The organism is Nioella ostreopsis (assembly GCF_004000255.1).
GTDB lineage: Bacteria > Pseudomonadota > Alphaproteobacteria > Rhodobacterales > Rhodobacteraceae > Nioella > Nioella ostreopsis.
Genome location: NZ_RCIQ01000013.1, coordinates 37,601 through 63,512, shown reverse-complemented (window position 1 = coordinate 63,512; position 25,912 = coordinate 37,601). Strand labels below are relative to the sequence as shown.

General features: G+C 63.5%; 29 protein-coding genes. 13 read left to right on the top strand and 16 right to left on the bottom strand.

The window, feature by feature from the left end:
- Position 1 precedes the first annotated feature (1 nt).
- Positions 2 to 1,093, top strand: coding sequence for a 2'-deoxycytidine 5'-triphosphate deaminase (locus tag EP237_RS14125; protein WP_127561550.1), 1,092 nt, complete (start codon positions 2 to 4; stop codon positions 1,091 to 1,093).
- Between the two features lie 11 nt (positions 1,094 to 1,104).
- On the opposite strand, the gene EP237_RS14120 is transcribed toward EP237_RS14125, so the two are convergent.
- The gene (locus EP237_RS14120) at positions 1,105 to 2,304 is read right to left on the bottom strand and encodes a class I SAM-dependent methyltransferase (protein WP_127561549.1); all 1,200 of its coding nucleotides are present in this window, start codon (positions 2,302 to 2,304) and stop codon (positions 1,105 to 1,107) included.
- Positions 2,301 to 3,104, bottom strand: a complete 804-nt coding sequence (locus tag EP237_RS14115) for a heme-dependent oxidative N-demethylase family protein (protein WP_127561548.1) — start codon at positions 3,102 to 3,104, stop codon at positions 2,301 to 2,303. Before EP237_RS14115 ends, EP237_RS14120 begins: the two co-directional genes overlap by 4 nt.
- Positions 3,105 to 3,189: 85 nt before the next feature.
- Between EP237_RS14115 and dddP the strand changes: the two genes are divergently transcribed.
- Complete coding sequence (gene dddP, locus EP237_RS14110) at positions 3,190 to 4,524, top strand: dimethylsulfonioproprionate lyase DddP (protein WP_127561547.1); 1,335 nt, start codon at positions 3,190 to 3,192, stop codon at positions 4,522 to 4,524.
- On the opposite strand, the gene EP237_RS14105 is transcribed toward dddP, so the two are convergent.
- Positions 4,521 to 5,414, bottom strand: a complete 894-nt coding sequence (locus tag EP237_RS14105; RefSeq protein ID WP_127561546.1) for an endonuclease/exonuclease/phosphatase family protein — start codon at positions 5,412 to 5,414, stop codon at positions 4,521 to 4,523. The two genes, dddP and EP237_RS14105, sit on opposite strands and share 4 nt — an antisense overlap.
- A 112-nt stretch (positions 5,415 to 5,526) precedes the next feature.
- Positions 5,527 to 5,916, bottom strand: a complete 390-nt coding sequence (locus tag EP237_RS14100; RefSeq protein ID WP_127561545.1) for a hypothetical protein — start codon at positions 5,914 to 5,916, stop codon at positions 5,527 to 5,529.
- Between the two features lie 182 nt (positions 5,917 to 6,098).
- Here EP237_RS14100 and EP237_RS14095 point away from each other — a divergent pair, with 182 nt between their 5' ends.
- Together EP237_RS14095 and EP237_RS14090 are read left to right on the top strand one after the other, a co-directional pair.
- Positions 6,099 to 7,319 (top strand): bifunctional alpha/beta hydrolase/OsmC family protein, encoded by a 1,221-nt coding sequence (locus EP237_RS14095; protein ID WP_127561544.1) that lies wholly within the window; start codon positions 6,099 to 6,101, stop codon positions 7,317 to 7,319.
- Positions 7,320 to 7,386: 67 nt separating this feature from the next.
- Positions 7,387 to 7,635, top strand: a complete 249-nt coding sequence (locus EP237_RS14090; RefSeq protein WP_127561543.1) for a DUF6455 family protein — start codon at positions 7,387 to 7,389, stop codon at positions 7,633 to 7,635.
- Positions 7,636 to 7,641: 6 nt separating this feature from the next.
- Here the strand turns inward: EP237_RS14090 and EP237_RS14085 are convergent, their stop codons facing one another.
- The gene (locus EP237_RS14085) at positions 7,642 to 8,115 is read right to left on the bottom strand and encodes an Lrp/AsnC family transcriptional regulator (protein WP_127561542.1); all 474 of its coding nucleotides are present in this window, start codon (positions 8,113 to 8,115) and stop codon (positions 7,642 to 7,644) included.
- A 144-nt stretch (positions 8,116 to 8,259) separates the two neighbouring features.
- Between EP237_RS14085 and cysG the strand changes: the two genes are divergently transcribed.
- From cysG to EP237_RS14055, 6 genes are all read left to right on the top strand, one after another.
- Positions 8,260 to 9,660: a siroheme synthase CysG gene (cysG, locus tag EP237_RS14080; protein ID WP_127561541.1), complete on the top strand. Its 1,401-nt coding sequence runs from the start codon at positions 8,260 to 8,262 to the stop codon at positions 9,658 to 9,660.
- Positions 9,650 to 9,949 carry a DUF2849 domain-containing protein gene (locus EP237_RS14075; RefSeq protein WP_127561540.1) on the top strand — a complete coding sequence of 100 codons (300 nt, stop codon included), beginning with the start codon at positions 9,650 to 9,652 and terminating at the stop codon, positions 9,947 to 9,949. The genes cysG and EP237_RS14075 overlap by 11 nt, the downstream gene beginning before the upstream one ends.
- An 81-nt stretch (positions 9,950 to 10,030) precedes the next feature.
- Positions 10,031 to 11,698: a nitrite/sulfite reductase gene (locus tag EP237_RS14070; RefSeq protein WP_127561539.1), complete on the top strand. Its 1,668-nt coding sequence runs from the start codon at positions 10,031 to 10,033 to the stop codon at positions 11,696 to 11,698.
- Positions 11,688 to 12,437, top strand: a complete 750-nt coding sequence (locus tag EP237_RS14065) for a phosphoadenylyl-sulfate reductase (protein WP_166435160.1) — start codon at positions 11,688 to 11,690, stop codon at positions 12,435 to 12,437. Before EP237_RS14070 ends, EP237_RS14065 begins: the two co-directional genes overlap by 11 nt.
- Positions 12,438 to 12,448: 11 nt before the next feature.
- Positions 12,449 to 12,853, top strand: coding sequence for a DUF934 domain-containing protein (locus tag EP237_RS14060; RefSeq protein ID WP_127561537.1), 405 nt, complete (start codon positions 12,449 to 12,451; stop codon positions 12,851 to 12,853).
- 71 nt (positions 12,854 to 12,924) lie between these two features.
- A complete protein-coding gene (locus tag EP237_RS14055; protein ID WP_127561536.1) occupies positions 12,925 to 13,779 on the top strand; it encodes a ferredoxin--NADP reductase in 855 nt (284 codons plus the stop codon).
- A gap of 56 nt (positions 13,780 to 13,835) precedes the next feature.
- Here the strand turns inward: EP237_RS14055 and EP237_RS14050 are convergent, their stop codons facing one another.
- Positions 13,836 to 14,414, bottom strand: a complete 579-nt coding sequence (locus EP237_RS14050) for a hemerythrin domain-containing protein (RefSeq protein ID WP_127561535.1) — start codon at positions 14,412 to 14,414, stop codon at positions 13,836 to 13,838.
- Positions 14,415 to 14,523: 109 nt separating this feature from the next.
- Complete coding sequence (gene infC / locus EP237_RS14045) at positions 14,524 to 15,066, bottom strand: translation initiation factor IF-3 (protein WP_127561534.1); 543 nt, start codon at positions 15,064 to 15,066, stop codon at positions 14,524 to 14,526.
- A 187-nt stretch (positions 15,067 to 15,253) separates the two neighbouring features.
- Between infC and EP237_RS14040 the strand changes: the two genes are divergently transcribed.
- The gene (locus EP237_RS14040; protein WP_127561533.1) at positions 15,254 to 16,252 is read left to right on the top strand and encodes a hypothetical protein; all 999 of its coding nucleotides are present in this window, start codon (positions 15,254 to 15,256) and stop codon (positions 16,250 to 16,252) included.
- Positions 16,253 to 16,323: 71 nt separating this feature from the next.
- On the opposite strand, the gene EP237_RS14035 is transcribed toward EP237_RS14040, so the two are convergent.
- The 9 genes from EP237_RS14035 to EP237_RS13995 form a co-directional block, all read right to left on the bottom strand.
- Positions 16,324 to 17,112: an FAD binding domain-containing protein gene (locus EP237_RS14035; RefSeq protein ID WP_127561532.1), complete on the bottom strand. Its 789-nt coding sequence runs from the start codon at positions 17,110 to 17,112 to the stop codon at positions 16,324 to 16,326.
- A gap of 23 nt (positions 17,113 to 17,135) precedes the next feature.
- Complete coding sequence (locus EP237_RS14030) at positions 17,136 to 19,499, bottom strand: xanthine dehydrogenase family protein molybdopterin-binding subunit (RefSeq protein WP_127561531.1); 2,364 nt, start codon at positions 19,497 to 19,499, stop codon at positions 17,136 to 17,138.
- Positions 19,500 to 19,556: 57 nt separating this feature from the next.
- Entirely contained in the window at positions 19,557 to 19,913 is a 357-nt protein-coding gene (locus tag EP237_RS14025; protein WP_127561530.1) for a hypothetical protein, read from the bottom strand.
- 38 nt (positions 19,914 to 19,951) lie between these two features.
- On the bottom strand, positions 19,952 to 20,323 hold the full coding sequence (locus tag EP237_RS14020; protein ID WP_127561529.1) for a hypothetical protein: 372 nt from the start codon (positions 20,321 to 20,323) through the stop codon (positions 19,952 to 19,954).
- Positions 20,320 to 20,805 (bottom strand): (2Fe-2S)-binding protein, encoded by a 486-nt coding sequence (locus EP237_RS14015; RefSeq protein ID WP_127561528.1) that lies wholly within the window; start codon positions 20,803 to 20,805, stop codon positions 20,320 to 20,322. Before EP237_RS14015 ends, EP237_RS14020 begins: the two co-directional genes overlap by 4 nt.
- 100 nt (positions 20,806 to 20,905) lie before the next feature.
- Entirely contained in the window at positions 20,906 to 21,919 is a 1,014-nt protein-coding gene (locus EP237_RS14010; RefSeq protein ID WP_127561527.1) for a molybdopterin-binding protein, read from the bottom strand.
- Positions 21,916 to 22,899 carry an XdhC family protein gene (locus EP237_RS14005; RefSeq protein WP_127561526.1) on the bottom strand — a complete coding sequence of 328 codons (984 nt, stop codon included), beginning with the start codon at positions 22,897 to 22,899 and terminating at the stop codon, positions 21,916 to 21,918. The genes EP237_RS14010 and EP237_RS14005 overlap by 4 nt, the downstream gene beginning before the upstream one ends.
- Positions 22,896 to 23,066 (bottom strand): DUF1203 domain-containing protein, encoded by a 171-nt coding sequence (locus tag EP237_RS14000; RefSeq protein WP_127561525.1) that lies wholly within the window; start codon positions 23,064 to 23,066, stop codon positions 22,896 to 22,898. The genes EP237_RS14005 and EP237_RS14000 overlap by 4 nt, the downstream gene beginning before the upstream one ends.
- Before the next feature lie 261 nt (positions 23,067 to 23,327).
- Positions 23,328 to 24,581, bottom strand: coding sequence for a flavin-dependent oxidoreductase (locus EP237_RS13995; RefSeq protein WP_127561524.1), 1,254 nt, complete (start codon positions 24,579 to 24,581; stop codon positions 23,328 to 23,330).
- Between the two features lie 144 nt (positions 24,582 to 24,725).
- Between EP237_RS13995 and EP237_RS13990 the strand changes: the two genes are divergently transcribed.
- Complete coding sequence (locus EP237_RS13990) at positions 24,726 to 25,304, top strand: YqaA family protein (protein ID WP_127561523.1); 579 nt, start codon at positions 24,726 to 24,728, stop codon at positions 25,302 to 25,304.
- Positions 25,301 to 25,780 (top strand): disulfide bond formation protein B, encoded by a 480-nt coding sequence (locus tag EP237_RS13985; protein ID WP_127561522.1) that lies wholly within the window; start codon positions 25,301 to 25,303, stop codon positions 25,778 to 25,780. Before EP237_RS13990 ends, EP237_RS13985 begins: the two co-directional genes overlap by 4 nt.
- Positions 25,781 to 25,912: the final 132 nt, after the last annotated feature.

The window sequence follows — 25,912 nt, the reverse complement described above, 5'->3', positions numbered from 1 at the left end:
AATGACAGCCGATCAGTCCCAGCCCGGTGTTCTGCCGGATCACGCCATTCACGCCATGGCGGCGCGCGGCGAAATCCTGAGCGATCTGCCTTTTGCCGAAACGCAAGTCCAGCCTGCCAGTCTCGATCTGCGGCTTGGCAGCGTGGCCTACCGCGTGCGCGCCTCATTCCTGTCCGGCGACGGGCGCACCGTGGCGGACCGGCTGGCCGAGTTTACCATGCATAAGGTGGACTTAACGAAGGGCGCGGTGCTGGAAAAGGGCTGCGTCTATGTGGTGCCGCTGATGGAATCGCTGGCGCTGCCATCGGGAATCACCGCCGTGGCGAATGCCAAAAGCTCCACCGGGCGGCTTGACCTGCTGACCCGCGCCATCACCGATAACGGGGTGGAGTTCGACCGGATTGCGGAAGGGTACACAGGCCCCCTCTATGCCGAGATTTGCCCGCGCAGCTTCTCGGTTCTGGTGCGTCCCGGCATGCGGCTCAATCAGATCCGGTTCCGGTCCGGTCAGGCGGTGCTGTCGGATGCCGATCTGCGCGCGCGCCATGCCGAAGCGCCGCTGGTCAGCGGCAAGGCTGTCATTGACGACGGGCTTGGCTTCTCCGTCGATCTGCGCCCCGGCAATGGCGACCTCGTGGGCTACCGCGCCAAGCCGCATACGGGCGTGATCGACCTCGATCTGATCGGCCACTACGACCCGGCGGAGTTCTGGGAGAAGATCGAGACCGATGAGGGCCGCATCATCCTCGACCCCGGCGCGTTCTACATTCTGGTCAGCCAGGAGGCGGTGACGATCCCGCCCGATTGCGCCGCCGAAATGGCCCCCTATCTGGCCATGGTGGGCGAGTTCCGGGTCCACTATGCGGGCTTCTTCGACCCCGGTTTCGGCTACGGCCCGGCAGGTGGCGCGGGCGCTCGTGGTGTGCTGGAGGTCCGCTGCCACGAAGCGCCCTTCGTGCTGGAACACGGGCAGGTCGTCGGGCGGCTGGTCTATGAACGGATGGCGGCGTTGCCAGAGGTTTTGTACGGCTCCGATCTGGCCTCGAATTACCAGGGTCAGGGCCTGAAACTATCCAAACATTTCAAGATGTAACGCGGCGACGTTCATCTCAGGATAGCGGAATAGTAGAGCAGCCCATAGCGCGCCAGATCCTTGGAAAACCCGTTCCAGAGCGCCGAGAACGCCACCGGGTCCAGACGCTCTGCCGCCGCGATTTCAGACAGAGATTTGCGTCCGTTCACATGGCGCAGCAGGCCGACAACGGCGCCGGACACCGGGATCTCCACCTTTTCGCCGCCCAAGTTTAGAGGCAAGACGCCCTTGCGAGAAATCGCCTGTACGACCTTCGCGGCATTGCCACCCTTGAAATGCGGCACCGATTGCGGTGTCGGCTGCGCCACCCGTCCCTCTGCCTTGCCCACGGGCACGGCATAGAGAACATGGGTCTTGATCGTGCCCCGCAGTTTCTCGGCAATCTCCATCCGGGTCAGCGGGTCGATCCCCACCAGCATCCCCGGATCCGGCAGGTAGGGCTTGGGATCATAGGCATAGGCCTGCGGCGAGCCGACCGATTCCAGCCCGGCGGCGGTCAGCGCCTCGTGCAATTGACGGATCGAATAGGGCCGGTCCTGGCTGTGCAGCAGCAGGTCATAAAACCCCGCATCCCCCTGCTCATGGTCAACCAGAACGGTGTTGCGCTTGAACGGGTGGTCGTCTGGCAGGCGCGCATAGATCGCCTTGGCCGCTTTCAGCCGGTCCTTGGGGCTGCCCTGCAACAGGGCGCCGAACGCCTCTTGCAGCGGATAGACGCCAGACCGGCCATAGGGCGCATAGACCATCAGGCCGATACCGCCATCGGGCGCCAGCGCCCCGGCCAGTGCGTTGAATCCCTCCTGCGGATGCGGCAGGTGGTGAAGGACGCCGCAGCAGTCGATATAGTCGAACGGCCCATATTGCGCGGCGTTGAGCAGCGACCCGGTTTCGAATCGGATGCCTTTGAGCCCGCGCACCTTGGCCCGCTCCTCGGCCACTTTCCGGGCAGAGCGCGACAGGTCCAGATAGGTGATCTCATAGGGTTTGCCGGCCGTGGTCATCACCTGCGCCAGCTGGATCAGCGCATCACCGGTGCCGCCGCCTGCGACCAGCACCCGCAAGGGCCGCGACCAATCGCGTTTGCCCGCGAAAAGAAAATGGTCCAGCTCCACCGGATGCGAGGGCGATCCGGTGATCAGGCGTGTCTTTTCATCGCCCGGATCACGCTCCGGGTAGGGATAGGCGTTGTACTGGTCTTCGATCTGGCTCATGCGCCCTGCCCTGCGGTCTCGACGGGGTGGATGTCAAGGCCCGCGCGCTGTTCGTCACTCAGCCTGGCCCATGGCACCACCCATGTGTGGATCGAAAAGACCACCGCGCGGGTCTGTGGCAGACGCAGCAGGCTTTGCCGTTCGGAGCGTAGATAGTTCGCCCTCCCCTTGGGGGCCTGACGCCGGTCATCCTCTCGCCGTGGCTGGAAGAGCGATGGATCGTGATACAGCAACGCATTGGCGCGCCACAGCGGCCGGTCCACATGCAGCGCATCGAACAGCCTCTGAACGCGGGCGGCCATGTTGTCCGTGTATTCCTCCACCGGAACGTGAATGCGCGTCATGGGGTGGCCGATCTTCTGGGCCAGGGTCCAACTTGCGGGAAAGCACAGCACCGCGCCGGTCAGGATGTGCTCGCCCGCACCTCCGTTTTGGTCCAACAGGCACAGATCCTCCTGCACCAGCCGCGCGGCCACGATCAGGGGGTAATCGCCCTCCAGATCAACCGTCACGCCGTCGGGCCGGGTGATCCTACGTCCGTCGCGCCGATAGCTGTCATCCAAGCGCGACAGGATCAACTGCAACAGTTCCTCCGCCGCCGTCAAAGCCTCGGGCAACGCCCGGAACACGTCCTCCCGCCGTTCCTCCAGCAACCGGTCGCGCAGAGCCATCTGGGCGGCAAAGGCCTCATCCCGGACCAGCCAATCGCCCATATCGAGCGGCTGAATGCCCGGCAGCCGCCGCGTGGCGGGATGCATCCAGGGCGCGAAAGGCAGGCTGTCTTGGCAGATTTCTTCCATTTTCGACCTCTCTCATGCCGCAAAACGGCGCGCCACCCGGGGCGTTCGCCCCCACTCTATCGCAAAGACCCAGGGAGCTTTCGCCATGAATGAAGCCTATCGCCTGCCCGTCCGCAAGATCGACCCCACCAAGGGCCTATCCCTGCCCGATGGCACATTGAATGACAATGACCGGATCGAGATCGGGCCGACCATGCTGGCCTATGCGGAGTTTGAGGCGGCGGGGCTGATCCTGCCCAATCTGCCCGCAATGCGGCAGTATCGGCTGAACCGGCTGGTCGAGAAAATCAACGCGCGGGGGTATGGCGGGCTGTTGATGTTCGATCCGCTCAACATCCGTTACGCCACCGACAGCACCAATATGCAGCTGTGGAACACTCATAACCCGTTCCGCGCCTGCCTGGTCTGCGCCGATGGCTACATGGTGCTGTGGGACTACAAGAACTCGCCCTTCCTGGCCGATCACAACCCGCTGGTGCGTGAGGTTCGATCCGGCTTTGACCTGTTCTATTTCGACCGGGGCGACAAGCTCGGCCAGCAGGCGCAGGCGGTGACCGGCGAGGTGGAAGAACTGATCCGCGAGCATGCAGGCGGCAACAAGCGGCTGGCGGTCGACAAGATCATGCTGCACGGGCTGCGGGCGCTAGAGGCCCGTGGCTTCGAGGTCATGGAAGGCGAAGAGGTTACCGAAAAGGCCCGGGCGATCAAAGGACCGGATGAGATCCTGGCGATGCGCTGCGCGATGCTGGCCTGCGAGGCCTCCATGGCCGATATGGAAGCGGCGGTTGAACCCGGCATGACCGAAGACGACATCTGGGCGGAACTGCACAAGGCCAATATCCGGCGCGGCGGTGAGTGGATCGAAACCCGCCTTCTGTCCACCGGCCCGCGCACCAACCCCTGGTTCCAGGAATGCGGGCCGCGGGTCTTGCAAAACAACGAGATCCTCGCCTTCGATACCGACCTCATTGGCTGCTACGGCATCTGCTCGGACCTGTCGCGCACCTGGTGGATCGGCGATGACGACCCGCGCCCCGACATGATCCACGCCATGCGGGTGGCCTATGACCACATCATGACCAATATGGAATTGCTGAAGCCCGGCGTGCCGTTCAGCGAGCTGACAAAGAACACCCATGTGCTGGAGCCGCAATATCAGAAGCAGAAATACGGCTGTCTGATGCACGGCGTGGGTCTTTGCGATGAGTGGCCCCTGATTGCCTATCCCGATCACGCGGTCGAAGGCGCGTTTGACTACGCGCTGGAGCCGGGCATGACGCTCTGCGTCGAGGCTCTGGTCAGCCCCGAAGGCGGCGATTTCTCGATCAAGCTGGAGGATCAGGTGCTGATCACCGAAAACGGGTATGAAAACCTGACCAGCTATCCGTTCGACGAACGGCTTCTGGGCTGGCGGGACTAGGGGGCGGCAACACGCGCGACAAGGCCATAATGGTCGGACCCGAAGAGTGGGCGGCGTTCATTGCGGCCGGGCGTCGGCGCAAAGACCATGTCGATCGGAAGGGGCACACCATAGGGGTAGATCGTCGGACGGCGTTGACCGACCCTTTGCGTTCCGGTGGCTGCCGCGACCCTTCGCACGGAATACCCCCAGGGCACCATGTTGAAATCGCCACCGATGATCACCGGCCCCTCCAGCGCGTCCAGTTGCGGCAACAGCCGCGCCACCTGCCGCGCCTGACCATGCGGCCAGGGCCAGTGCAAGTGGATGGAAAGCGCCCAGACCGGGCCGTTCGGCCCCTCGACCCGCAACCCCGCCATGCCGCGCCCGTCTGAACAGATGCCGTCGCCCAGGGCGGGAAAGCGTGACAGCACGGCCATACCGCTCCAGGCCGAGAAGCGGCAGAACTGCTGGTAAGGATAGTCGTCTTCCAGCAGGGCCAGCAGCGGGAAATTGCGGTCTGACACCTCCTGCAACATCACCAGATCGGCGCCGCTGTCGCGGATATCCGCGATCAAGGCCCGGTTGGCGACATTTCCGGCCCAGAGGTTCTTTTGGTAGATCGTGATCCCCTGCCCATCCGGTCCCGCCATCATCCTTGCAGCACCCAGCACGATCAGGACCGATGCCGACACCCCGGCCCCGGACCAGACCAGCGCCCGCGGTCGTGCCAGAAGCAGCGTCAAGATCAAACACCCTGCCGCTGCCGGGATGCGCAGCAATGCCAGCGAATCGAGCGCCGGATGAAATGCCCCGCCAAATCCCGCCAGCAGCACGATCGAGCATGCGATTGCCACGACCCAGCCCGTTCCGCGAAGGATGCGACTGATCCAATGGGCGCTTTGCTTCATCGGGCCTCCGGGATGGCGCTTGGCATGGCTGGAAAGGCATCAGGTTTTGCCCAGCCCGTCCAGCCCCGCGCCAGAATGCTGGCGATACATGCGGTAAAGCGCCCGTCCAACATCAGTCGAGGTAGTGTCGGCAGGCCTCTTCCAAGTCACTGTTGGCCCGGTCAATCGCCCGATCCGCAGCGCCGGTGATCTGCATCGCAAGGTCCATCCGCATGTGCTCAGCCGCCATGGCCAAGGCAGCGCGGCGACGAAATGCCTCCACCCGGCTGATCGCGACATAGCGATTGATGGCAATCTGCAGCAACGCATCGGCGCGGGCCACGGCCGCCTGGTGTTCCGTGGGCGAGGCACCGTCCTGCATCGCCTGTTCCACGGCCAGGGCCTGCCCCGCGCAATCCGCAAGCGCCATTTCCTCCAACGACAGCACGTTCCCGCTTTGCGCCTGCGCAATGCCCCCGTTCAAAACAAGGAACGCGGTGGACAGGAGGATCAGGACAAACATGCGCAATCTTTCGATCCCTTCCCCGATCTCGGCAAGCCTATCGGACGGACCCTTCAAAACTGTAAACAGACGGCAATGGGCGGTCACCGCGTCACACGGACCAACACGCCCCCGTGAGGCGGGTTGCGAAACCGGCGGGGCATCGCCAGTCTTCTAGGGCACGCACCCGAAGGACGCCCCACATGCCCACTGATCGCTTCACCTTCCCCGGCCATGCCGGGCACGACCTCTCTGCCCGGCTGGACATGCCCGAAGGCCCGCATCTGGCCACGGCCATCCTCGCCCATTGCTTTACCTGCGGGAAGGACATTGCAGCGTCGCGCCGGATTGCCGCGCGGCTGGCGGGTATGGGCATCGCGGTTCTGCGCTTCGATTTCACCGGGTTGGGGCATTCGGGCGGCGAGTTCGAGAACACCTCGTTCAGCTCCAACGTGGATGACCTTCTGGCCGCAGCCGAGGCGTTGACCGACCGGGGGATGGCGCCAGCGATGCTCATTGGCCATTCGCTTGGCGGGGCGGCGGTTCTGAAGGCGGCGGGACAGATCGACAGTGTCAGCGCCGTGGTGACCATCGGTGCGCCCTTCGACCCCGGTCATGTCACCCATAATTTCGGCAACGCATTGGACCGGATCGACAGTGACGGCGTGGCCGAAGTCCATCTGGGCGGGCGTCCTGTGCGGATCGGCAAGGGGTTCGTGGAGGATGTGCGGGCCGAGGCGCTTGGGCCTGCGATAGCCACTATGAAGAAAGCTCTACTGGTGCTGCACGCCCCGCGCGACAGCGTCGTCGGGATCGAAAACGCGACCGAAATCTTCCTGGCCGCGAAGCATCCCAAAAGCTTCGTCACGCTCGATGATGCCGATCACCTGATCAGCCGCCCCGAAGATGCCGAATATGCCGCCGAGGTCATCACCGCATGGGCCGGGCGCTACCTGCCCTTGCGCAGCCCCGCCCCGCCCATTGGCGCGCCCGAAGGCGTGACCCGCGTGTCAGAGGCCGATCCGAAGGGCTTTCGGCAGGATGTTCAGGCGGGACTGATCCACCACGCGGTGGCCGATGAGCCGATTGCCTATGGCGGTACAAACCAGGGGTTCACCCCTTATCAGTTCCTCGCCGCCGGGCTTGGGGCCTGCACCTCGATGACCATCCGCATGTATGCGCGCCGCAAGGGCTGGCCGCTCGATCATGTTTCGGTGGATGTGACCCATGACAAGGTGCACGCGCAGGACGCAGGCGGGCAGGACGCGCGGATCGACCGGTTCATGCGCCGGATCACCCTGCAAGGCGCCCTTAATGAGACGCAGAGGGAACGTCTGCGCGAAATTGCCGACAAATGCCCCGTGCATCGCACGCTGGAACATGGCGCAACGGTGGAAACGGAGCTGTTGCCCGTGCCTGCTTGATCCAGATCAATGCATTTGCAACGAAACCCATGCCTTCTGACCCTGAACAGGAAGACAGGAGGCCCCGATGGGCATTTTCAAGACTCTCAGCAACAGTGCCGGTCTGGTGGACGATATGGCCGACCGGTTGGATGTGGACCTGACCCATATTGGCGGTCTGGACGTGGAAAGCTCTGCCTTGGCCTATCGGTCCATGGTGTTGTCCTGCACCGCTTGCAAGCAACACGAGGATTGCCGCCACTTGCTGGACGACAACGCCAAGCTGGATGATGCACCGTCCTATTGCCGCAACCGCGATGTGATGCACCGCGCCTGAGGCCGCTCAGGTCTCGGTCTGGATCGGCAGCAGCGTGGTGGACTTGATCTCCTCCATGCTAAGCAGCGCCGTGACATTGTGGATGCGCACCTCTGAAATCAGCGCCTGATAGAACCGGTCATAGGCCCGGGCATTGGCCACGCGCACCTTGAGAATATAGTCGATATCGCCCGCCAGCCGATGCGCCTCCAGCACCTCGGGGCGGCTTTGCAACGCGTGTAGAAACCTCTGCTGCCAGTCGGATTCATGCTCCGACGTGCGGATCAGCACGAAAAAACACGCCTCCAGCCCAAGCGCCTCCGCATCCAGCAGAACCGTCTGGCGACCGATGATTCCGGCCTCTCGCATCTTGCGGATGCGCGACCAGACCGGCGTCTTGGAAGAGCCCACGACCTTGGCAATATCATCCAGCGACTGGCTGGCATCTTCCTGCAGGGCGGCGAGGATTTTCCGATCCAGCGCATCGATTTGGGCAGACATTCGGTGGACTCCTTCATGGAAGAACATGGCGGCAACTTTGACCGCTACTACTAAACATACGTTCTTATCTGCAAGCCCATATGGCAAATTACCGGGAAATTGTTCTACATTGGCCGCAAGACGCGAACAGGCAGGAGCTGCCCGATGAAACATTTCCCGATCTTCCTCTCGGTCGAAAACCGGCGCATCCTGCTGTCTGGCGGCGGTGAGGCCGCTTTGGCGAAACTGCGCCTTCTGCTGAAGACCGACGCGCGGATCGAGGTCTTTGCCGATACCCCCGCCCCAGAGATTGCTGCTTGGGCTGATGAGGACCGTCTGACCCTGCACCATCGCACGCTTGCGCCCGCCGATCTGCCCGGAGCGCTCCTCGTCTATGCCGCCGATGAGGATGAGGCGCAGGATGCCCGCATCAAACAGCTGGCCGAGGTGGCGGGCGTGCTGGTGAACGTGGTCGACAACCTGCATGACAGCGCCTTCATCACCCCCGCCATCGTGGACCGTGATCCGGTGACCGTGGCCATCGGCACCGAGGGCGCGGCCCCGGTGCTGGCCCGTGCGATCAAGCGTGATCTGGAGGAAAGACTGCCCGTCACGCTTGGCACGCTGGCGCGGATCGGCAAACGGTTTCGCGGCGCGGTGGACGCCCTGCCCTTCGGACGCAAGCGGCGGGACTTCTGGGCGGAATACTATTTCGACACCGGCCCCAAGGCATTGGCCGCTGACGGCGAAGCGGGCGTTCAGGCCGGGCTGCGCGCCCTGCTGGCCGAGCACCTGACCGCGCGGGACAGGGACGGCCATGTTGCCCTTGTTGGCGCAGGCCCGGGAGACCCGGAACTCCTGACGCTGAAGGCCCGCAAGGCGCTCGATGAGGCCGACGTGATCATCCATGACCGGCTGGTCGCGCCGGAGATCCTCGAACTTGCCCGCCGCGAGGCCACGCTGCTCGATGTGGGCAAGCAGGGCTTCGGCCGCCACACGCCGCAGGATGAGATCGCCCGGCTGATGGTGAAGCACGCCGCGAAAGGCCTGCAGGTCGTGCGCCTGAAATCCGGTGATCCCGTGATTTATGGCCGTCTTGACGAGGAAATCGACGCGCTCGACGCGGCGGGGGTCACCTGGTCCATCGTGCCCGGCATCACCTCGGCCTCTGCCGCCGCCGCCGGGATCGGGCAGAGCCTGACGCGCCGGGGCCGGAACTCTGCCCTGCGGGTGCTCACTGGCCACGACACCGAAGGCTTCGCCGAACAGGATTGGGCCGCACTCGCCCGCCCCGGCACCGTGGCTGCGATCTACATGGCCAAGAAAGGCGCGCGCTTCCTGCAGGGACGCCTGCTGATGCATGGTGCCCCCGCCGCAACGCCCGTGACCATCGTGGAAAACGCCTCACGCCCCAACCAGCGCACCGTTGCCAGCACGCTGGCCACGCTCGCTTCCGATCTCGACAGTGCCGACCTGACCGGCCCCGCCATCCATCTTTACGGCCTCGCGCCCCGCGCGGCGGAGGCCCGTCTGCCAGAGCTTCAGGAGCTTGCAAATGCCCCGTGACTTCACCCCCAAGGTCATCACCGCCAATCATCTGCTGGAGGGCGATGTTGTCTACCTGACCGCCGATGACCGCTGGACCCGCTACCACGCGGAGGCCGAGCTGATCACAGACGAGGCCCATGCCCAGATCCGTCTGTTGGACGCGCAACGGCAGGCGGACACCATCGTCGGCGCCTATCTGGCGGATGCGCAGGACGGCCCCAAAGGCCCCGAACCCACCCACTTCCGCGAGGTGTTCCGCACCCGTGGCCCGTCCAACTACGCCCATGGCAAACAGGTGGAGCTCTGAGCGGGGAAAGCTCTTCGAAGAGCTCTTTCAATATCCTTCGAAGGATTTTCGCCAGCGCCCCATGACCTAGGATACGCCCCTATGTACCGTTATTCAGACTTCGACCGTGATTTCCTCACCGAACGCAACCGCCAGTTCCGCGCGCAGGTGGAACGCCGCATCGACGGATCGCTCACCGAGGACGAGTTCAAACCGCTGCGCCTGATGAACGGGCTCTACCTGCAACTGCACGCCTATATGCTGCGGGTCGCCATTCCCTATGGTACTTTGAACAGCGCCCAGATGCGGCAACTGGCCTATCTGGCCGAGACCTGGGACAAGGGCTATGGCCATTTCACCACCCGCCAGAACATCCAGTACAACTGGCCGCGCCTGCGCGATGTGCCGGACATGCTCGATGCGCTGGCCGAAGTGGGGCTTCACGCGATCCAGACCAGCGGCAACACCATCCGCAACGTGACCGCCGATCATTTCGCCGGGGCCGCCGCCGATGAAGTGGCCGACCCGCGCCCAGTGGCGGAGCTTTTGCGGCAATGGTCCACAGACCACCCGGAATTCCAGTTCATGCCGCGCAAATTCAAGATTGCCATTACCGGCGCGCCCAATGACCGCGCGGTGACGGCGGCCCATGACATCGGCCTGCGCATCGTCGAGCGCGACGGCGAGATCGGCTATCAGGTGCTGGTTGGCGGCGGGCTTGGCCGGACGCCGATGATCGGCAAGGTGCTGGCAGCGTTCATTCCGGCGGATGACCTGCTGCCCTATCTGGAGGCGACCGTGGCCGTCTGGAACGTGATTGGGCGGCGCGACAACAAGTACAAGGCGCGCATCAAGATCCTCGTCCATGAATTCGGGCTGGAGAACCTGCGTCACGAGGTAGAAAAGGAATTCGCCCTACGCAAACCGCTCTATGCGGGCGGCAAGGACGTGGCTTTGCTGGAGGAGATCAAGACGCATTTCGCCGCCCCTGATTTCGAGACCGCGCCGACCGACGCTTTCGATGTGGCCTATCAGGCAGACCCGGTGTTCCGCTCCTGGGCCGATACGAACCTCTCTGAGCATCGCGCCGAGGGCTATACCATCGTCACGATTTCCTTGAAAAAACAGGGTGATACCCCCGGCGACGCCACGGCAGAACAAATGCGCGTCATGGCCGATCTGGCGGAGCGCTACGGCCATGACGAGTTGCGCATCAGCCATGAACAGAACGTCATCCTGCCCCATGTGCACAAGCGCCACCTGCCGCAGATCCATGCGGACCTGCGCGCGGCGGGGCTGGCCACGGCAAATATCGGGCTCATCTCCGACATCATCGCCTGCCCCGGCATGGATTACTGTGCGCTGGCGACAGCGCGGTCCATCCCCGTGGCGCAGGAGATCGCGACGCGCTTCGAGGAGCTGAAGCTGGAACACGAGGTCGGGCCGCTCAAGATCAAGATCTCGGGCTGCATCAATGCCTGCGGGCATCACCATGTGGGCCATATCGGCATTCTGGGGCTCGACCGGGCGGGGGTGGAAAATTACCAGATCACCCTTGGCGGCGACGGCACCGAGGATGCGGTCATCGGCACCCGCACCGGGCCGGGTTTTGCCTATGACGAGATCGTGGGCGCGATTGAAACCATCGTGCGGACCTATCTGGACATGCGGGACAGCGCTGAGGAAACCTTCCTGCAAGCCTACCGCCGCGTTGGCATCGCCCCCTTCAAAGCCGCCCTCTACCCGGAGACAAAGACCCGTGCCGCTTGACGCGCCCATAGGATCGCTGGCGACCTGGGTCGAGGGGCTGAACGCGCGCTACAAACACCATTCCGCGACGGCGGTGATGGAACGCGCGCTGAAAGACCCTGACCTGGGCCGGATCGCGCTGGTCAGCTCTTTCGGGGCTGAATCCGTCGTGCTTTTACACATGGTGTCCGTGATCGACCCGGCCACGCCGGTGCTGTTCGTGGACACGCAGATGCTGTTTCCCGAAACGTTGACGTACCAACAGGACGTGGCAAGCAAACTGGGCCTAAGGGATGTGCGCACGATCCACGCCAGCAAGATCTCGCTTCTGGCGGGCGACCCCGATGGCACCCTGCACCAACACAGCACCGACGCCTGCTGCGACCTGCGCAAAGTGCAACCCATGGAACACGCGCTTGCCCCGTTCGACAGCTGGATCACTGGGCGCAAACGGTTCCAGTCGGGCACCCGCGCCGCGCTCGATTTCTTCGAGACCGAGGGCGACATTCGCATCAAGATCAACCCCCTGGCCCATTGGGCGCCGGAAGACGTGCAGGAGTATATGGTCAACAACCGCCTGCCCCGGCATCCGCTTGTGGCCAAGGGCTACCCCTCCATCGGCTGCGCCCCATGCACCAGCCCCGTCAAACCCGGCGAAGACCCGCGCGCGGGCCGCTGGCGCGGGGCAGAGAAGGAAGAATGCGGCATCCACTTCATCGACGGGCGTATCGTCCGCGGCCCCCTGAAAACCGCCTCGTAAGGAGCGACAACATGAATGACCTGGCAGCCCAAGAGGCCCTGACCGAAACCGTCCTTGTTACCGATCAGGGTTTTACCCCCGCCCCGGTGCTCGACACACTTGATCTGGCATCGGATGCCACGCCCGAGGATCTGCTTGGCGCGCTGACCTCGAACAGGATCGTGCGGATTGACTTTCCCAGCTTCGCGGATGGACGCGGCTTTACCTTGGCGCGGCGGTTACGCCAGATGGGGTATACCGGGCACCTGCGCGCAAAGGGTCACGTTCTGGCCGATCAATACGCCATGGCGCGCCGCTCGGGCTTCGATGACGTGGAAATCGACCGCACGCTGGCCGCCCGCCAGCCCGAGGCGCAATGGCGTGCCCGCGCCGATTGGCGGGACCATGACCACAGGTCACGGCTGCGCGCTGCGTAAAAGCGTCCCTTTTCCTGACCTAGATCAAAGCTTAATGAGAGAGTCGGCTTATAAAAGCCGCACCTGTTGACATGACCGAGCAAAAACCCGTGACCGAAGCCACCGCATCGCCCGTAAAAGTGCCCACCCTGCCCGACGCGCAAACCGTGACGGAGGTGAAGCACTACACCGACCGCCTGTTTTCCTTCCGCTGCACGCGGCCGGCCTCGCTGCGCTTCCGGTCGGGAGAGTTCGTGATGATCGGCCTGATGGGCGACCCAGACCCCAAGACCGGCAAACAGAAACCGTTGCTGCGCGCCTATTCCATTGCCTCACCTTCCTGGGACGAGGAGCTGGAGTTCTATTCGATTAAGGTGCCCGACGGCCCGCTGACCAGCCGCTTGCAGCATATCGAACCCGGTGATCAGGTCATCCTGCGGCCCAAACCCGTGGGCACGCTGGTCCATGACGCGCTGCTACCCGGCAAGCGGATCTGGTTCTTTGCCACCGGCACAGGCTTTGCCCCCTTCGCGAGCCTCCTGCGCGAACCGCAGACCTATGAGGATTACGACGAGGTCATCATCACCCATACCTGCCGCGAGGCGGGCGAGCTGACCTATGGGCGCGAGATCATCGAAAGTCTCAAGACCGATGAGTTGCTCAATGAGGTGATCGGCGAGGGCTTCTGGAAGAAGATCAAGTATTACCCGACCACGACCCGTGAAGAGAGCGCCAAGATGGGCCGGATCACCGACCTGATGCGTTCTGGCGAGGCGTTCGAGGATCTGGGTGTCGCCCCGATCTGCCCGGAAAACGACCGCGCGATGATCTGCGGCAACCTTGCCTTCAATCTCGAACTGAAAGAGATGCTGGAGGAATACGGGCTGAAGGAAGGCGCAAATTCCGACCCTCAGACCTATGTGGTGGAAAAAGCCTTTTTGGACTGAGGCTTGCACCAAGGACCCCACGAACGGGCCGCCATCTGGCGGCCCTTTTTCGTGGCCTACAGCCCACCATAGACGCCAAGCGCCTCTTCCAGTTCCTCTTCCTCGTAGCCGAAATGCGATCGGACAACGCGTTCCAGAGCATCGAAGGTCTGGCGCGCCTCGTCGAAGGCGTCTTCGCCCGGGTCCTGCACCAGCCGCACCGCATCCGAATAGAGCCGTTCTAGCAGCGCGTGAACGACCTCATGTTCCTCGCGCAGTTTGGCGATGACCTTGCGCAGCCCGTCGCTGCCCCGCGCCTCCAGATGCGGAAAGACCCGGTGTTCCTCGGCTCCGTGGTGATAATCCAGGAACTGACACTCCTGACCGCAGAGATTGCCGAATTGGCGATAGTTGCGGGTCATATCCATCTCGGGCACGGCCCTGGCAAGCGCTGCCGGGTCGGTATGTCCCGCAGCAATCGCTTCCATCATCCGACGCACCTGCCCCATCTGCTGCAGATGCATCCGGTGAATCGCTGCCAATTGCCGCCCCTGCCGCCGTTGCAGGGCAGTGGCCCCCGGAATCGCAGGCGCCCTGGGGCGGTCTGCCTCTTTCAGATCGTCCACATCGGGGCGCGCGTTTTCAACCTTGCCCATGACACGCCCTTTTCATTTTTCCTGTTCCCGACAGATGTAAGGCCTTGGCGCAAAAAGAAAAGGGCGCGTCCATCTCTGGCGCGCCCTCCCGATTGATCGACTGGCCCCGTTACTTCGAGGGACCGATCATCATGACCATCTGGCGGCCTTCCATCTTCGGCATGTTCTCGACCTTGCCGATTTCCTTGACGTCCTCCGCCACCCGTTCCAGCAGCTCGCGGCCAAGGTTCTGGTGTGCCATTTCCCTGCCCCGGAAGCGCAGGGTAATCTTCACCTTGTCGCCGCCCTCGAGGAAGCGGAAGACGTTGCGCATCTTGACCTCGTAGTCATGCGTGTCGGTGTTCGGACGGAACTTGACCTCTTTGACTTCGATGATCTTCTGCTTTTTCCGAGCCTCGGATTCGCGTTTCTGCTGTTCGTATTTGAACTTGCCGAAATCCATGATCTTGCAGACCGGAGGCGCTGCATTGGGCGAAATCTCGACCAGGTCGAGACCGGCCTCGGCAGCCAGTTCCATGGCGCGTGCCGGGGACACCACGCCGACATTCTCTCCATCTGCGCCGATAAGGCGGATCTCGGGGGCCCGGATGCGATCATTGACGCGGGGGCCTGTGTCGCGCTGCGGGGGCGCGTTATGCGGTCTGCGGGCTATCGGTAAAATCCTTCTATTGCCACGATATGCGGTGCCCGAAACTAGCCTTACCCAACGGGTGTTTCAAGGCGAATCCCGGCTGAATGCCGCAGGAATTGGGTCAAAGCCCCTGTTCTCGTTGCGCTGCGGCATCAGGGGGCGTATGGAATCGCCGGAATCGTCATCTCTGAGCATCGGAGTTTTCCCTATGTCCCGTATTATCGCAATTGTTGCCGCGCTGGTCGTTGTCGGCGCCGCCGCCTATTATCTCAGCCCCCTGGGCCAGCCGGAACCCGAACCCACCCCTGCTGCCGCCGTGGAAGAAACAACCGAAGCCGCGGAAGAGGCCGCAGAGGCAGCTGAAGAGACCGCTGAAGACGCGGCAGACGCGGTCGAAGAGATGGCAGAGGACGCGGCTGACACGGCCGGTGAGGTCGTGGAAGCCGTCGAGGAAGCCGCTCAGGACGCGGTGGACACGGTAACCGACGCCGCGACCGAAGCGGTTGAAGGGGTGATGGAAGAAGCCGAAGGGCTGCTCGACCAGGTGACCGGCACGGCTGATGAGGCCGCCGACGTTACGGAAGACGCTGCGGATGCGGCCTCCGATATGGCGGAAGAGACCACCGAAGCCGTGACCGAAACGGTCGAAGAGGCTGTCGAGGAGGGCACCTCAGACGCCGCAGAGGCAGTCGAAGCCACGGAGACCGCCATCGAGGAAACCGCTGACGCCGTGACCGAGGAAGCCGAAGCTGCCGTTGAAGAGACTGCCGAAGCGGTGACCGAGGAAACCGAGGCCGCCGTTGAGGAAGCCACCGAGGCCGTGACCGAGGAAACCGAGGCCGCCATCGAAGAGACCACCGAAGCCGTGACCGAGGAAACCGAAGCCGCCGTTGAGGAAGCGACCGAGGCCGTGACCGAAGAAACCGACGCCGCCGTCGAGGAAACCACCGAAGCCGTGACCGAAGAAACCGACGCCGCCGTCGAGGAAACCACCGAAGCGGTCGATGCGGTCGAGGGGGCTTCGGACCTGTCGACCCTGTTCTCCACCGAAGGATTCGACGCCGATGCCGCCCTTGCGGCCGTGGCGGATGCCGATCTTTCGGCCATCGCCCGTGCCTCGCTGTCCGCAGCCATCGAGCAGGCGCGCAACAACCCCGCGCTTGTCCCCGAAGTGACGACCCGCCTGCGCAACGCGCTCGGGCTCTGACCTCTCGACAAGACGAAAAGAAAACCCCGCGCCTCGGCGCGGGGTTTTTTGTTTCAGCGAATGCGCATGGGTCAGCAGGCGGAAACGGCCCGCTTAGTCAGCACTTTCACCAGGTTCGCGCGATAGGCAGCGGATCCGTGCATATCGGCGATCATGCCGTCAGCCGACACCGACAAGCCATCCACCGCATCGGGCGAGAAGTCGGCCGACAGCGCCGCCTCCGCCTCGGACCAGCGGAACACTCCGTCTTCCGACGCGCCGGTCACGGCCACACGTACGGCCCCCGCGAACTTCGCCACAAAGACGCCGGTCAGGGCAAAGCGGGACGCCGGTTGCAGAAACTTCTGATAGCTTGCAGCCACCGGCACCGGGAATTTCACCTCGGTGATGATCTCGCCATCATTGAGCGCTGTGGTGAACATGCCCTCGAAGAAATCATCCGCCGCAATCTCTCGCGTATTGGTGACCACATTGGCCCCAGAGGCCAGAACCGCCGCCGGATAGCAGGCCGCCGGGTCGTTATTGGCCAAACTGCCGCCGATGGTGCCGCGATTGCGCACCGCCGGGTCACCGATATGGCCCGCCAGATGCGAGAGCGCCGGATAGCTTTCCGCCGTGGCCGCCGACACCGCCGCATGGGTGGTGCCGCCGCCGACGCAGATGCGGCCCGCGTCATCGGTGCAGACGCCCTGCATCTCGGAAATGCCGCCAAGGCTGACCAGCACCGCAGGGGCTGCCAGCCGTTGCTTCATCGTGGGCAGAAGGGTTTGCCCACCCCCGAGCAGTTGCGCCTCTTCCGCACCAATGGCGGCGACGGCATCAGCGATGGTGCCCGGACGTTTGAATTCAAACTCATACATGGGTTTCTCTCCTTGTTCCGGGATCAGCCGTTCATCGCCTGCCAGACCCGACCGGGGCTGAGCGGCATGTCGATATGGGTGACGTTATGGCCCCCGCGTTGCAGGGCGTCCACCACGGCGTTGACCACTGCAGGCGGGCTGCCGATGGCCCCGGCCTCGCCGCACCCCTTCACCCCGAGGGGGTTATGGGTGCAGGGCGTGGCGCAGCTGTGATCCACCTGGAAGCTCGGCAGATCGTCGGCGCGCGGCATGGCGTAATCCATGTAGGAGGCGGACAGAAGCTGCCCGTTCTCGTCATAGACCGCGCCTTCCAGCAGCGCCTGACCGATGCCTTGCGCCAGACCGCCATGGACCTGGCCTTCGACGATCATCGGGTTAACCACGTTGCCGAAGTCATCCGCAGCCGCGAAGCTGCAGACCGTGACCTTGCCGGTATCGGGGTCGACCTCCACCTCGCAGGCATAGGCCCCTGCGGGATAGGTGAAGTTGGCCGGGTCATAGAACGCCGTTTCCTCCAGCCCCGGTTCCAGTTCTTCCAGCGGGTAATTGTGGGGCACATAGGCCGCCAGCGTGACATCGCCCCAGGCGACCGATTTGTCGGTGCCCGCAACGGTGAACTGGCCGTCCTTCAGCTCGACATCGCCTTCCGAGGCTTCCATCAAATGGGCCGCGATCTTCTTGGCCTTGTTGATGATCTTCTCAGTCGCCCGCACGATGGCAGACCCGCCCACAGCCAGCGAGCGCGAGCCATAGGTGCCCATGCCCATGGGCGTATTGGCGGTATCGCCATGGACGATTTCGACCATATTCTCGGGGATGCCGATCATGTCCGCCACGACCTGCGGGAAGGCGGTTTCATGGCCCTGCCCGTGGCTGTGGCTGCCGGTCATGACCACCAGACCACCCGTGGCATTCACCCGCACCGTGGCGCTTTCATACAGGCCCGCCCGTGCGCCCAACTGACCCACAAGGGCAGACGGCGCGATTCCGCAGGCCTCGATATAGGTGTTGACGCCGAAGCCGCGCAGCTTGCCCGATTTGGCGCTTTCCGCCGCGCGGGCCTCGAACCCGTCGCGGTCCACCATTTCCAGCAGCTTGTCCATCGTTGCGTTGTAGTCGCCGGTGTCATATTCCACCGCCACGGGCGTGGCATAGGGGAATTCGGTGATGAAGTTCTGCCGCCGCAGCGCCACCGGATCGACGCCCAGTTCCCGCGCCGCCTTGTCGATGACACGCTCCAACTGGTAGGTCGCCTCGGGCCGCCCGGCCCCGCGATAGGCATCCACGGCGACGGTGTTGGTGAAGACCGCCTTCACGTTCACATAGATAAGCGGCGTCTTGTAGTTGCCGGCCATCAGCGTGCCGTGCAGCCATGTAGGCACCGAGGGCGCGAAGGTGGAGAGATACGCCCCCATATTCGCATAGGTGTCGGTCCTGAGCGCGGTGAAATTGTTGTCGGCATCGAGCGCCAGTTCGATCTTGGTTACATGATCGCGCCCATGGGCGTCCGAGATGAACGCCTCGGACCGGCTGGAGGTCCATTTGACGGGCCGCGCCAATGCCTTGGCGGCGAAGGTGCAGAACGCCTCTTCCGCATAGTGGAAGATCTTGGAGCCAAAGCCGCCGCCCACATCGGGGGCCACGACGCGCAGCTTGTGTTCCGGAATACCCAGAACGAAAGCGCCCATCAGAAGCCGGATCACATGCGGGTTCTGGCTGGTGGTGTAGAGCGTGGAATCGCCCGTGGCGCGGTTGTAATCGCCCACGGCAACGCGCGGTTCCATCGGGTTGGCAACCAGCCGCTGGTTCACAAGCTCCAGCGAGGTGACATGGGCGGCTTTCTCGAACGCCTCATCCACGGCGGCCTTGTTTTCCTCGACGAAACCCCAGTCATAGCAGAGGTTCGAGTCCAGATCGTCATGGACCTTGGTCGCGCCCTCCTTCACCGCTTCCTTCATGTCGATGACGGCGGGCAGTTCCTCGATATCGAGCTCGATCGCCTCGGCCGCATTCCTGGCCTGCGCGGCGGTTTCGGCCACCACGGCGGCAATCGGGTCGCCCACATGGCGCACCTTGCCCTGCGCCAGAACCGGGTGCGCCGGTTCCTGCATCGGGTTGCCGTGCTTGTCGGTCACCTGCCAGCCGCAGGGCAGACCGCCGACGCCCTCGAAATCCGCACCGGTGAAGATGCGCACCACGCCGGGCATTTCCGCCGCGACCGAGGTATCGACCTTGTTCAACCGGCCATGGGCCACATCAGAGCGCAGGAAATGCACATAGGCCTGTCCGTGCAGGTTGATGTCATCCGTATAATTGCCGGTCCCGGTCAGGAACCGGACGTCCTCTCGACGCTTCGAACTTGCGCCGATGCCACTATCCTTTGGCATGGTAACCTCCCTTATTTATGTGCTGCCCTGCGTCCGCCTCCCGCGGGCGTGGGCTTGTCATAGCTTGTTAAAGATCTCCGCCAGTCGCTCGATCATGTCGCCGGGTTCATTGCCGTCGCCGGTGGTGTGACCGGTGGCGAACGGGTACGTGACCCCGTCGATATCCGGGCAAATGATCGAGATATCCACCGCGCGCGGCGGGAAATCCCAGCCAAACGTGCTCCAGCTGCCTTGAGTGATGTCGGGATTGTCCGATCCGTTTTCCGCCGCCAGAACGACCAGCGCTTGCCGGGCCTGCGCCATGCAGGCTTGCTGGCTTTCGACAGAATGCAGGTCGATATTGGCGAAATTGTCAGCCTTGGCCGCGCCAGATGTCAGCATCAGCATCGCAGCAAGAAAAACGGTCTTTCGCATCAATCCTCCAGTCCGGCAGGGAACCCCCTACCCGATCCTCACTTGCTGCCGGTCGGCGTGATCCCCTCCAGCAGGTCAAGCATGGCCTCGACCGTTTCCAGCCGGGTGCCATCTTCCTGCAGGCTGTAGCCGGTCACGGTCGCGGTGAAGCGGCCCTGATCCTCGGTGCAGATAATGGCCACCTGAGTACGCCCCGGCGGCACGTCGAAGCCGAAGACCGAAAAGCTGGCCTCGCCCGTATCGGGCGTTCCACCATGGGTGCGGAAATGCGCATCCATCGAGGTGCGGGCCATATCCATGCATTCGGTGTCGGAGTTGAAGCCGGTGACGTAGCCCGAGGAAAACCCCTCGGCCTGGGCCATTGCAGGAACCAGAACGGTCGCCGCAATGGCAAGCGCAGCGCCCCTCATTCTGCGGCCACCGCGGCAACATCCTGACCGCTTGCGGCCATGATCGCCTTGACGATGTTGTGATAGCCGGTGCAGCGGCAGATATTGCCTTCCAGATAGGCGCGCACCTCGGCCTCTGATGGCGTGGGGTTTTCGGCCAGAAGGGCCGAGGCGCTCATCACCATGCCGGGTGTGCAGAAGCCGCATTGCAGGCCGTGATGGTCCTGAAACGCCTGTTGGATTGTTGAGAGCGAGCCATCGGCATTGGCCATGCCTTCGATGGTCTTGACGTCCGCGCCTTCGGCCTCGGCCGCCAGCATGGTGCAGCTTTTCACCGGCTGGCCGTTCACATGCACCACGCACGCGCCACATTGGCTGGTGTCGCAGCCCACATGGGTGCCGGTCAGGCGCAACCCCTCGCGGATGAAATCGGACAGCAAAGTGCGCCCTTCTACTGAACCGGAAACGGATTTGCCGTTCACGGTCATCGTGACCTGGGTCATGAAATTCCTCCCTTGGTTATGGAATTATCCAAGCACGGAATCGTTGAAGGACAAATGAAAAAATTTTTGGATGGTCAAAATTTGATCGTTTCCGCTGGTGCTACCCGTTTGGGTTGCGTCCGGCGCGGGGCTGTGGCCGGGTCGGGATTTCCTTCAGCAATCCCCCCACCCCCATGGCCGAAATATCGGCTGCGCTGACGGACACCCCGCAGGCAACCCGTTCCAGAACCCAATCGGCCCCATTGAGCGCCGGGCTGCGGGCACAACCGGGCAGTCCGATCACGGGTGCAGAACCCATTTGGCCTAAAAACAACAGGTTACCGGGATCGACTGGCATGCCGAAGCGGGTGATCCGCCCGCCCGCGGCAACCACCGCCGAGGGCGCAACGTCGTGGATATCAGAAGTGGCCGAGGCCGTCAGGATCAGCTTCAACGCGCCCGGCAGATCCGTCAGCGCCCTGGTGATTGCGCCGGTGTCATGGGCCACGATCCGCACGGTCTCCAGCGTCATGCCAAGCGCATCCAGCCGCCCCGCCACGGCGCGAATGCCCTTGTCTTCGGGAGAAACAGGGTCGCCGGGAACCTCTGTGACGATCAACCCGGCGCTGTGCAGCTCCACGGGCCGGATCGAAAGCGTATTGCGGGCGGCCGCCTCGGCCCGTGTCAGCGCGTCCTCATCGACCCCATAGGCGATGATCTTGACTGTCCCCACCATCATTCCCGGCCAGGCCCGCTGCCAGCGCGGCACGGTGGCCAGCGTGATCATCGGATCGACCGCGTTCAACGCCTCGACCGCCGCCACGTCGATGGCAACAACACCGGGCCGCGTGGCGCGGATGTTGACGCGGCCTGTAAAGGCCTCCTGCACCTCCAGCCCCGCCGCCTCCGGATCAGGGACCAGTGCGGCGGCCAAGCGGCGGGCGGCTTCGTTTTCCTCTATGTCGGAGGGGTCCAGCCGCGCCACCGTCACGCGAGTCAGACCATTGGCAGCGAGGAGCGCGATATCATCGCGGCTCAGGATCCGGCCCTTGCGCAGCCGCCCCTTGGTCAACTGAACCGAATGGGCCAGGACCGTCCCTTCAGCTTCATGCAGGGGAACCGGCCCGAACCTCATGCCTTGCGCAACCGGCTGGTGATTTCCGCCATGATCGAAATGGCAATCTCCGCCGGTCCCTGCGCGCCGATATCCAGACCCACGGGGCCGTGGATGCGGGCAATCTGGTCCGCGCTGAAGCCCGCTTCGGTCAACCGCTCCACCCGTTTGGCATGGGTCCGGGTCGAGCCAAGGCAGCCAAGGTAGAAACAGTCAGACCCCAATGCCGCGCGGATCGCAGGATCGTCCAGCTTGGGATCGTGTGTCAGCGTCACGACCGCGGTGCGCGGATCCAGCCCGTAGGCCGCCAGCGCCTCGTCCGGCCAGTCTTCCATCAGCGTCTCGCCTGGAAACCGCGCCTCTGCCCCGAAGGCGGGGCGCGGGTCGATCACCACCGGGTCATAGCCCGCAAGCCGCGCCATCGGCACCAGCGCCTGCGCGATATGAACCGCGCCGACGATGGCCATGCGCAGGGGCGGGTTGTGAATACCGATGAACCAGTCGCCCTCGAATCCCGATTTATCGGTGCGGAACCGCTCGGCGATTTCCGCCTCCAGCACATCGCCCTGCCCGGTCACCAGCCGCCGCTGCCCCGTATCGGGGTTGACCACATAGGCCACCTGTTCGCGCCCGGCGCGGGCATCGACCAGCGCCTCCAGCATCTCGACCGGGATCACCCGTCCCACCGGTTCCACCAGCACCCGAATGCGCCCGCCGCAGGCCAGACCCACGGCGAAGGCCTGTTCGTCCGCGACGCCGAATTCCAGCACCGTCGCGGTACCGCCCTCCAGGCAGTCGATCGCCTCGATGACAACCGCGCCTTCGACGCAACCGCCCGAAACCGAGCCTTCCATGTCCCCCTCACCCGAAATCACCAGCTGACTGCCAACCGGACGGGGCGCGCTGCCCCATGTTTCAATGACAGTGGCAAGCGCCGCGCCCTTGCCCTGGCGATGCCAGGTCAGAGCAGTCTCGGGGATGCGGTCGTAATTGGGTGTCATGGCGCAGCGGTGATCCTTGTCTGGAAACAGTTATTGCGGGCCGATCTGACATCAACATAGGCGACATCCCTCCGGCTGAGAAGCTGTGCCGTGGATTCTTGCACATCGTCGCAATCGGCAGTGTGAGCTGTGCCGCCGATGGTCCCATCATCGCGATCGCAGCCCATGAGCGGAGCGTTTCAGAGACGTTCCGAAGGCACGAGCCGAACGCTGCGCCAAGGCGCTTCGAAGCGCCTTTCATGGGCATTCGAATGCCCATCTCCGACAGAACGCAGGCGGATCGCATCCCGGCAGGCCCGCTTGACGCTCGATCCCTCGCGCCGGGCCGAACCTGTCACACCAGGTCGAATGGGAGGTGAAAGGCGCTTCGAAGCGCCTTTCGCGGCGCTCGATCCAAACCGGATCTCTGAAGGCCCTCTACATTGCCTCTACAACTCCATCACCCCCGGCCGCGCGTTCAGCCGATCCACATCGAAGCCTGCGATTTTCTTGTAGGCCCCGGCGATCTCGGCCAGTTCCTCGCGGCTCATCACCTCCGAGATGTCGCCAAACCCCTCAGGGGCACGTTCGGCGACCTTGTCCAGCACCACGTCCGGCCCGTCGCCGCGATTGGCCAGCACCAGCGCATTCACCGGCTCGCGACGGTCGTCATCATAGGCCTGAAGCGCCTCTGCCCCCTGCCCATGCTTCAGCAGCTCCCGCGCCAGAACCCGGCCATCGAGAATCGCCTGCGTCGCCCCGTTCGACCCGATCGGATACATCGCATGGGCCGCATCGCCCAGAAGCGTCACGCGCCCATGGCTCCAGCGGGGCAGCGGATTGCGGTCGACCATCGGGTATTCCCAGATGCCTTCCGCGTCCCGGATCAGGGCCGGAATGTCCAGCCAGTCGAAGCTCCAGTCGGCAAAATGATCCGCGAAATCGTGCAGGTGCCCCTCGCGGTTCCAGTCTTGCCGGTTCCATTGGTAGTCGGCGGGCTTGGCAAGGTCGGCGATCCAGTTGATCCGAAGATCCCCATCCTCGAATTCCTGGATCGGGTAACAGACGAATTTGCGATCCGCCGTGCCCGCCATCGCCATGCTCCGCCCGGTCAGAAAGCTCTTGGCCCGCGTCACACCGCGCCACATCATCGTGCCGCGCCAATGGGCCGGGCCTTCATCGGGATAAAGCGTCGCGCGCAGGGTCGAATTGATGCCATCCGCGCCGACCAGAACCAGCCCGTGCAGGTCCGGCAGGGGCGCGCCCGTCCGGCGGTTGACCAGATGCGCCACGACGCCGTGGCTATCCTCGTCCCATCCGGACAGCGCGGCCCCCAATGTGATCGCCTGAGCCCCGCAGCGCGACAGCAGCTCTCTGTAGAGCAGGAACTGCAACTCGCCGCGATGGATCGAGTATTGCGGCCAGTGATATCCTGCATCCAGGCCGCGCGGTTCCGACCAGATCAACCCGCCCTGTTGCGAGAAATAGGCGACCTCGGCGGTGCGCAGCCCGATCTGGTCCAGCTGTGTCTCAAGCCCCAGTTCAAACAGCTCTCTCACCGCATGAGGCTGCAGGTTGATCCCGACGCCAAGAGGTTTGATCACCTCCACCGCTTCGACGATATGAAAATGAATGCCCGCCTGTTGCAGCGACAACCCCAGGCTGAGCCCACCAATCCCTGCGCCCGCGATGATGACCGTCATGGCCTGCCTCTCCTTCTGCACCTTCTGCCTATTGTCTTGGCATAGCGCGTCCTGTCCGCGTCGCATAGCCCGCCCACTGACGCAGCGCGCTTGACCACCGCGCCGAGATCGGGCATCGCGGGCAGGCATTTTCAGGAGACGCATATGATCCGCGGATTATACGACTGGACGATCAGCCTGGCCGAACATCGCTATGCGCTGGTGGCGCTGGCCATCGTGTCCTTTCTGGAAAGCTCGGTCTTTCCGATTCCGCCCGATATCCTGATGATCCCGATGATCATCGCCGCCCCGCGACGGGCGTTTCTGATCGCCACGGTCTGCCTCGTGTCCTCCGTGCTTGGCGGGCTTCTGGGCTACTATATCGGCTATGGCCTGTTTGAGAGCGTGGGCCGCCCGGTTCTCGAATTCTATGGCAAGGACGCCTATTTCGACGACTTCGCCACGCGCTACAACGAATTCGGGGCCTGGGCCGTGCTGATCGCGGGGGTCACGCCCTTCCCCTACAAGGTCATCACCATCATGTCGGGGGTCACGCAGTTGAATCTCGGCGTCTTCATGGTGGCCAGCGTCATCGCACGGGGATTGCGGTTCTTTATCGTCGCAGCGCTTCTGTGGAAATTCGGCGCACCCATTCGTGAGTTCATCGAACGCCGCCTCGGCTTGATGTTCACGATCTTCGTGCTACTGCTTGTGGGCGGATTCTTCCTGGTGAAATACCTATGAGCTCTCTCAGCACGCTTACCCGACGCAACCTTGTCCTGCTGGCCGCTCTGGGCTCTGCCGGGCTGTTCTTCGGGGCGCTGTTCTTTCAGTATGTGGTGGGTGTGGCGCCCTGCAAGATGTGCTTCTGGCAGCGCTGGCCGCATCGGATCGGCATCCTTCTGGGCATTGTCGGGCTGGCCATTCCCAAAGCGCTGATTGCCTGGATTGGGGTTCTGAACATGGCGGTGTCCACGGGGCTTGCCATCTTCCATTCCGGCGTGGAACGGGGCTGGTGGATCGGACCGGCCTCCTGCACCTCTCGCGGGGTGGATCTGAGCGCCTCTGAATGTGGGCTGCTCGACCCCAATTGCGGCGAGGCCATTGTGCTCTGCGATCAAATTTCGTGGCAGCTCTTCGGTCTGTCCATGGCCAACTATAACGCCATCATCTCGCTGGTGCTCATGGGCGTCTGGATCATGGCCGCCCGCCGGGCGTGAGCGTGGGATAATCATCACCGCATCACGCTTTCCCTGTATACATTCGTCGGATCAGGCGTTAGACGTCCGTTTTTTCCCGTGACCGCGACGCCGGACCACACCGCCGCGACCACGCCTGACCCTGACGGATAG

Bases quoted from the DNA above. Each gene is read 5' to 3' on its own strand.
- EP237_RS14105 (WP_127561546.1), bottom strand. From the start codon at position 5,414: ATGAAGCAAAGCGCCCATTGGATCAGTCGCATCCTTCGCGGAACGGGC.
- EP237_RS14120 (WP_127561549.1), bottom strand. From the start codon at position 2,304: ATGAGCCAGATCGAAGACCAGTACAACGCCTATCCCTACCCGGAGCGT.
- EP237_RS14040 (WP_127561533.1), top strand. From the start codon at position 15,254: ATGTCCCGTATTATCGCAATTGTTGCCGCGCTGGTCGTTGTCGGCGCC.
- EP237_RS14125 (WP_127561550.1), top strand. From the start codon at position 2: ATGACAGCCGATCAGTCCCAGCCCGGTGTTCTGCCGGATCACGCCATT.
- EP237_RS14025 (WP_127561530.1), bottom strand. From the start codon at position 19,913: ATGCGAAAGACCGTTTTTCTTGCTGCGATGCTGATGCTGACATCTGGC.
- EP237_RS14000 (WP_127561525.1), bottom strand. From the start codon at position 23,066: ATGGGCTGCGATCGCGATGATGGGACCATCGGCGGCACAGCTCACACT.
- EP237_RS14005 (WP_127561526.1), bottom strand. From the start codon at position 22,899: ATGACACCCAATTACGACCGCATCCCCGAGACTGCTCTGACCTGGCAT.
- EP237_RS13995 (WP_127561524.1), bottom strand. From the start codon at position 24,581: ATGACGGTCATCATCGCGGGCGCAGGGATTGGTGGGCTCAGCCTGGGG.
- EP237_RS14095 (WP_127561544.1), top strand. From the start codon at position 6,099: ATGCCCACTGATCGCTTCACCTTCCCCGGCCATGCCGGGCACGACCTC.
- EP237_RS14050 (WP_127561535.1), bottom strand. From the start codon at position 14,414: ATGGGCAAGGTTGAAAACGCGCGCCCCGATGTGGACGATCTGAAAGAG.
- EP237_RS14035 (WP_127561532.1), bottom strand. From the start codon at position 17,112: ATGTATGAGTTTGAATTCAAACGTCCGGGCACCATCGCTGATGCCGTC.
- dddP (WP_127561547.1), top strand. From the start codon at position 3,190: ATGAATGAAGCCTATCGCCTGCCCGTCCGCAAGATCGACCCCACCAAG.
- EP237_RS14115 (WP_127561548.1), bottom strand. From the start codon at position 3,104: ATGGAAGAAATCTGCCAAGACAGCCTGCCTTTCGCGCCCTGGATGCAT.
- EP237_RS13985 (WP_127561522.1), top strand. From the start codon at position 25,301: ATGAGCTCTCTCAGCACGCTTACCCGACGCAACCTTGTCCTGCTGGCC.
- EP237_RS14070 (WP_127561539.1), top strand. From the start codon at position 10,031: ATGTACCGTTATTCAGACTTCGACCGTGATTTCCTCACCGAACGCAAC.
- EP237_RS14020 (WP_127561529.1), bottom strand. From the start codon at position 20,323: ATGAGGGGCGCTGCGCTTGCCATTGCGGCGACCGTTCTGGTTCCTGCA.
- EP237_RS14010 (WP_127561527.1), bottom strand. From the start codon at position 21,919: ATGAGGTTCGGGCCGGTTCCCCTGCATGAAGCTGAAGGGACGGTCCTG.
- EP237_RS14060 (WP_127561537.1), top strand. From the start codon at position 12,449: ATGAATGACCTGGCAGCCCAAGAGGCCCTGACCGAAACCGTCCTTGTT.
- cysG (WP_127561541.1), top strand. From the start codon at position 8,260: ATGAAACATTTCCCGATCTTCCTCTCGGTCGAAAACCGGCGCATCCTG.
- EP237_RS14015 (WP_127561528.1), bottom strand. From the start codon at position 20,805: ATGACCCAGGTCACGATGACCGTGAACGGCAAATCCGTTTCCGGTTCA.
- EP237_RS14030 (WP_127561531.1), bottom strand. From the start codon at position 19,499: ATGCCAAAGGATAGTGGCATCGGCGCAAGTTCGAAGCGTCGAGAGGAC.
- EP237_RS13990 (WP_127561523.1), top strand. From the start codon at position 24,726: ATGATCCGCGGATTATACGACTGGACGATCAGCCTGGCCGAACATCGC.
- EP237_RS14055 (WP_127561536.1), top strand. From the start codon at position 12,925: ATGACCGAGCAAAAACCCGTGACCGAAGCCACCGCATCGCCCGTAAAA.
- EP237_RS14085 (WP_127561542.1), bottom strand. From the start codon at position 8,115: ATGTCTGCCCAAATCGATGCGCTGGATCGGAAAATCCTCGCCGCCCTG.
- EP237_RS14100 (WP_127561545.1), bottom strand. From the start codon at position 5,916: ATGTTTGTCCTGATCCTCCTGTCCACCGCGTTCCTTGTTTTGAACGGG.
- EP237_RS14075 (WP_127561540.1), top strand. From the start codon at position 9,650: ATGCCCCGTGACTTCACCCCCAAGGTCATCACCGCCAATCATCTGCTG.
- EP237_RS14090 (WP_127561543.1), top strand. From the start codon at position 7,387: ATGGGCATTTTCAAGACTCTCAGCAACAGTGCCGGTCTGGTGGACGAT.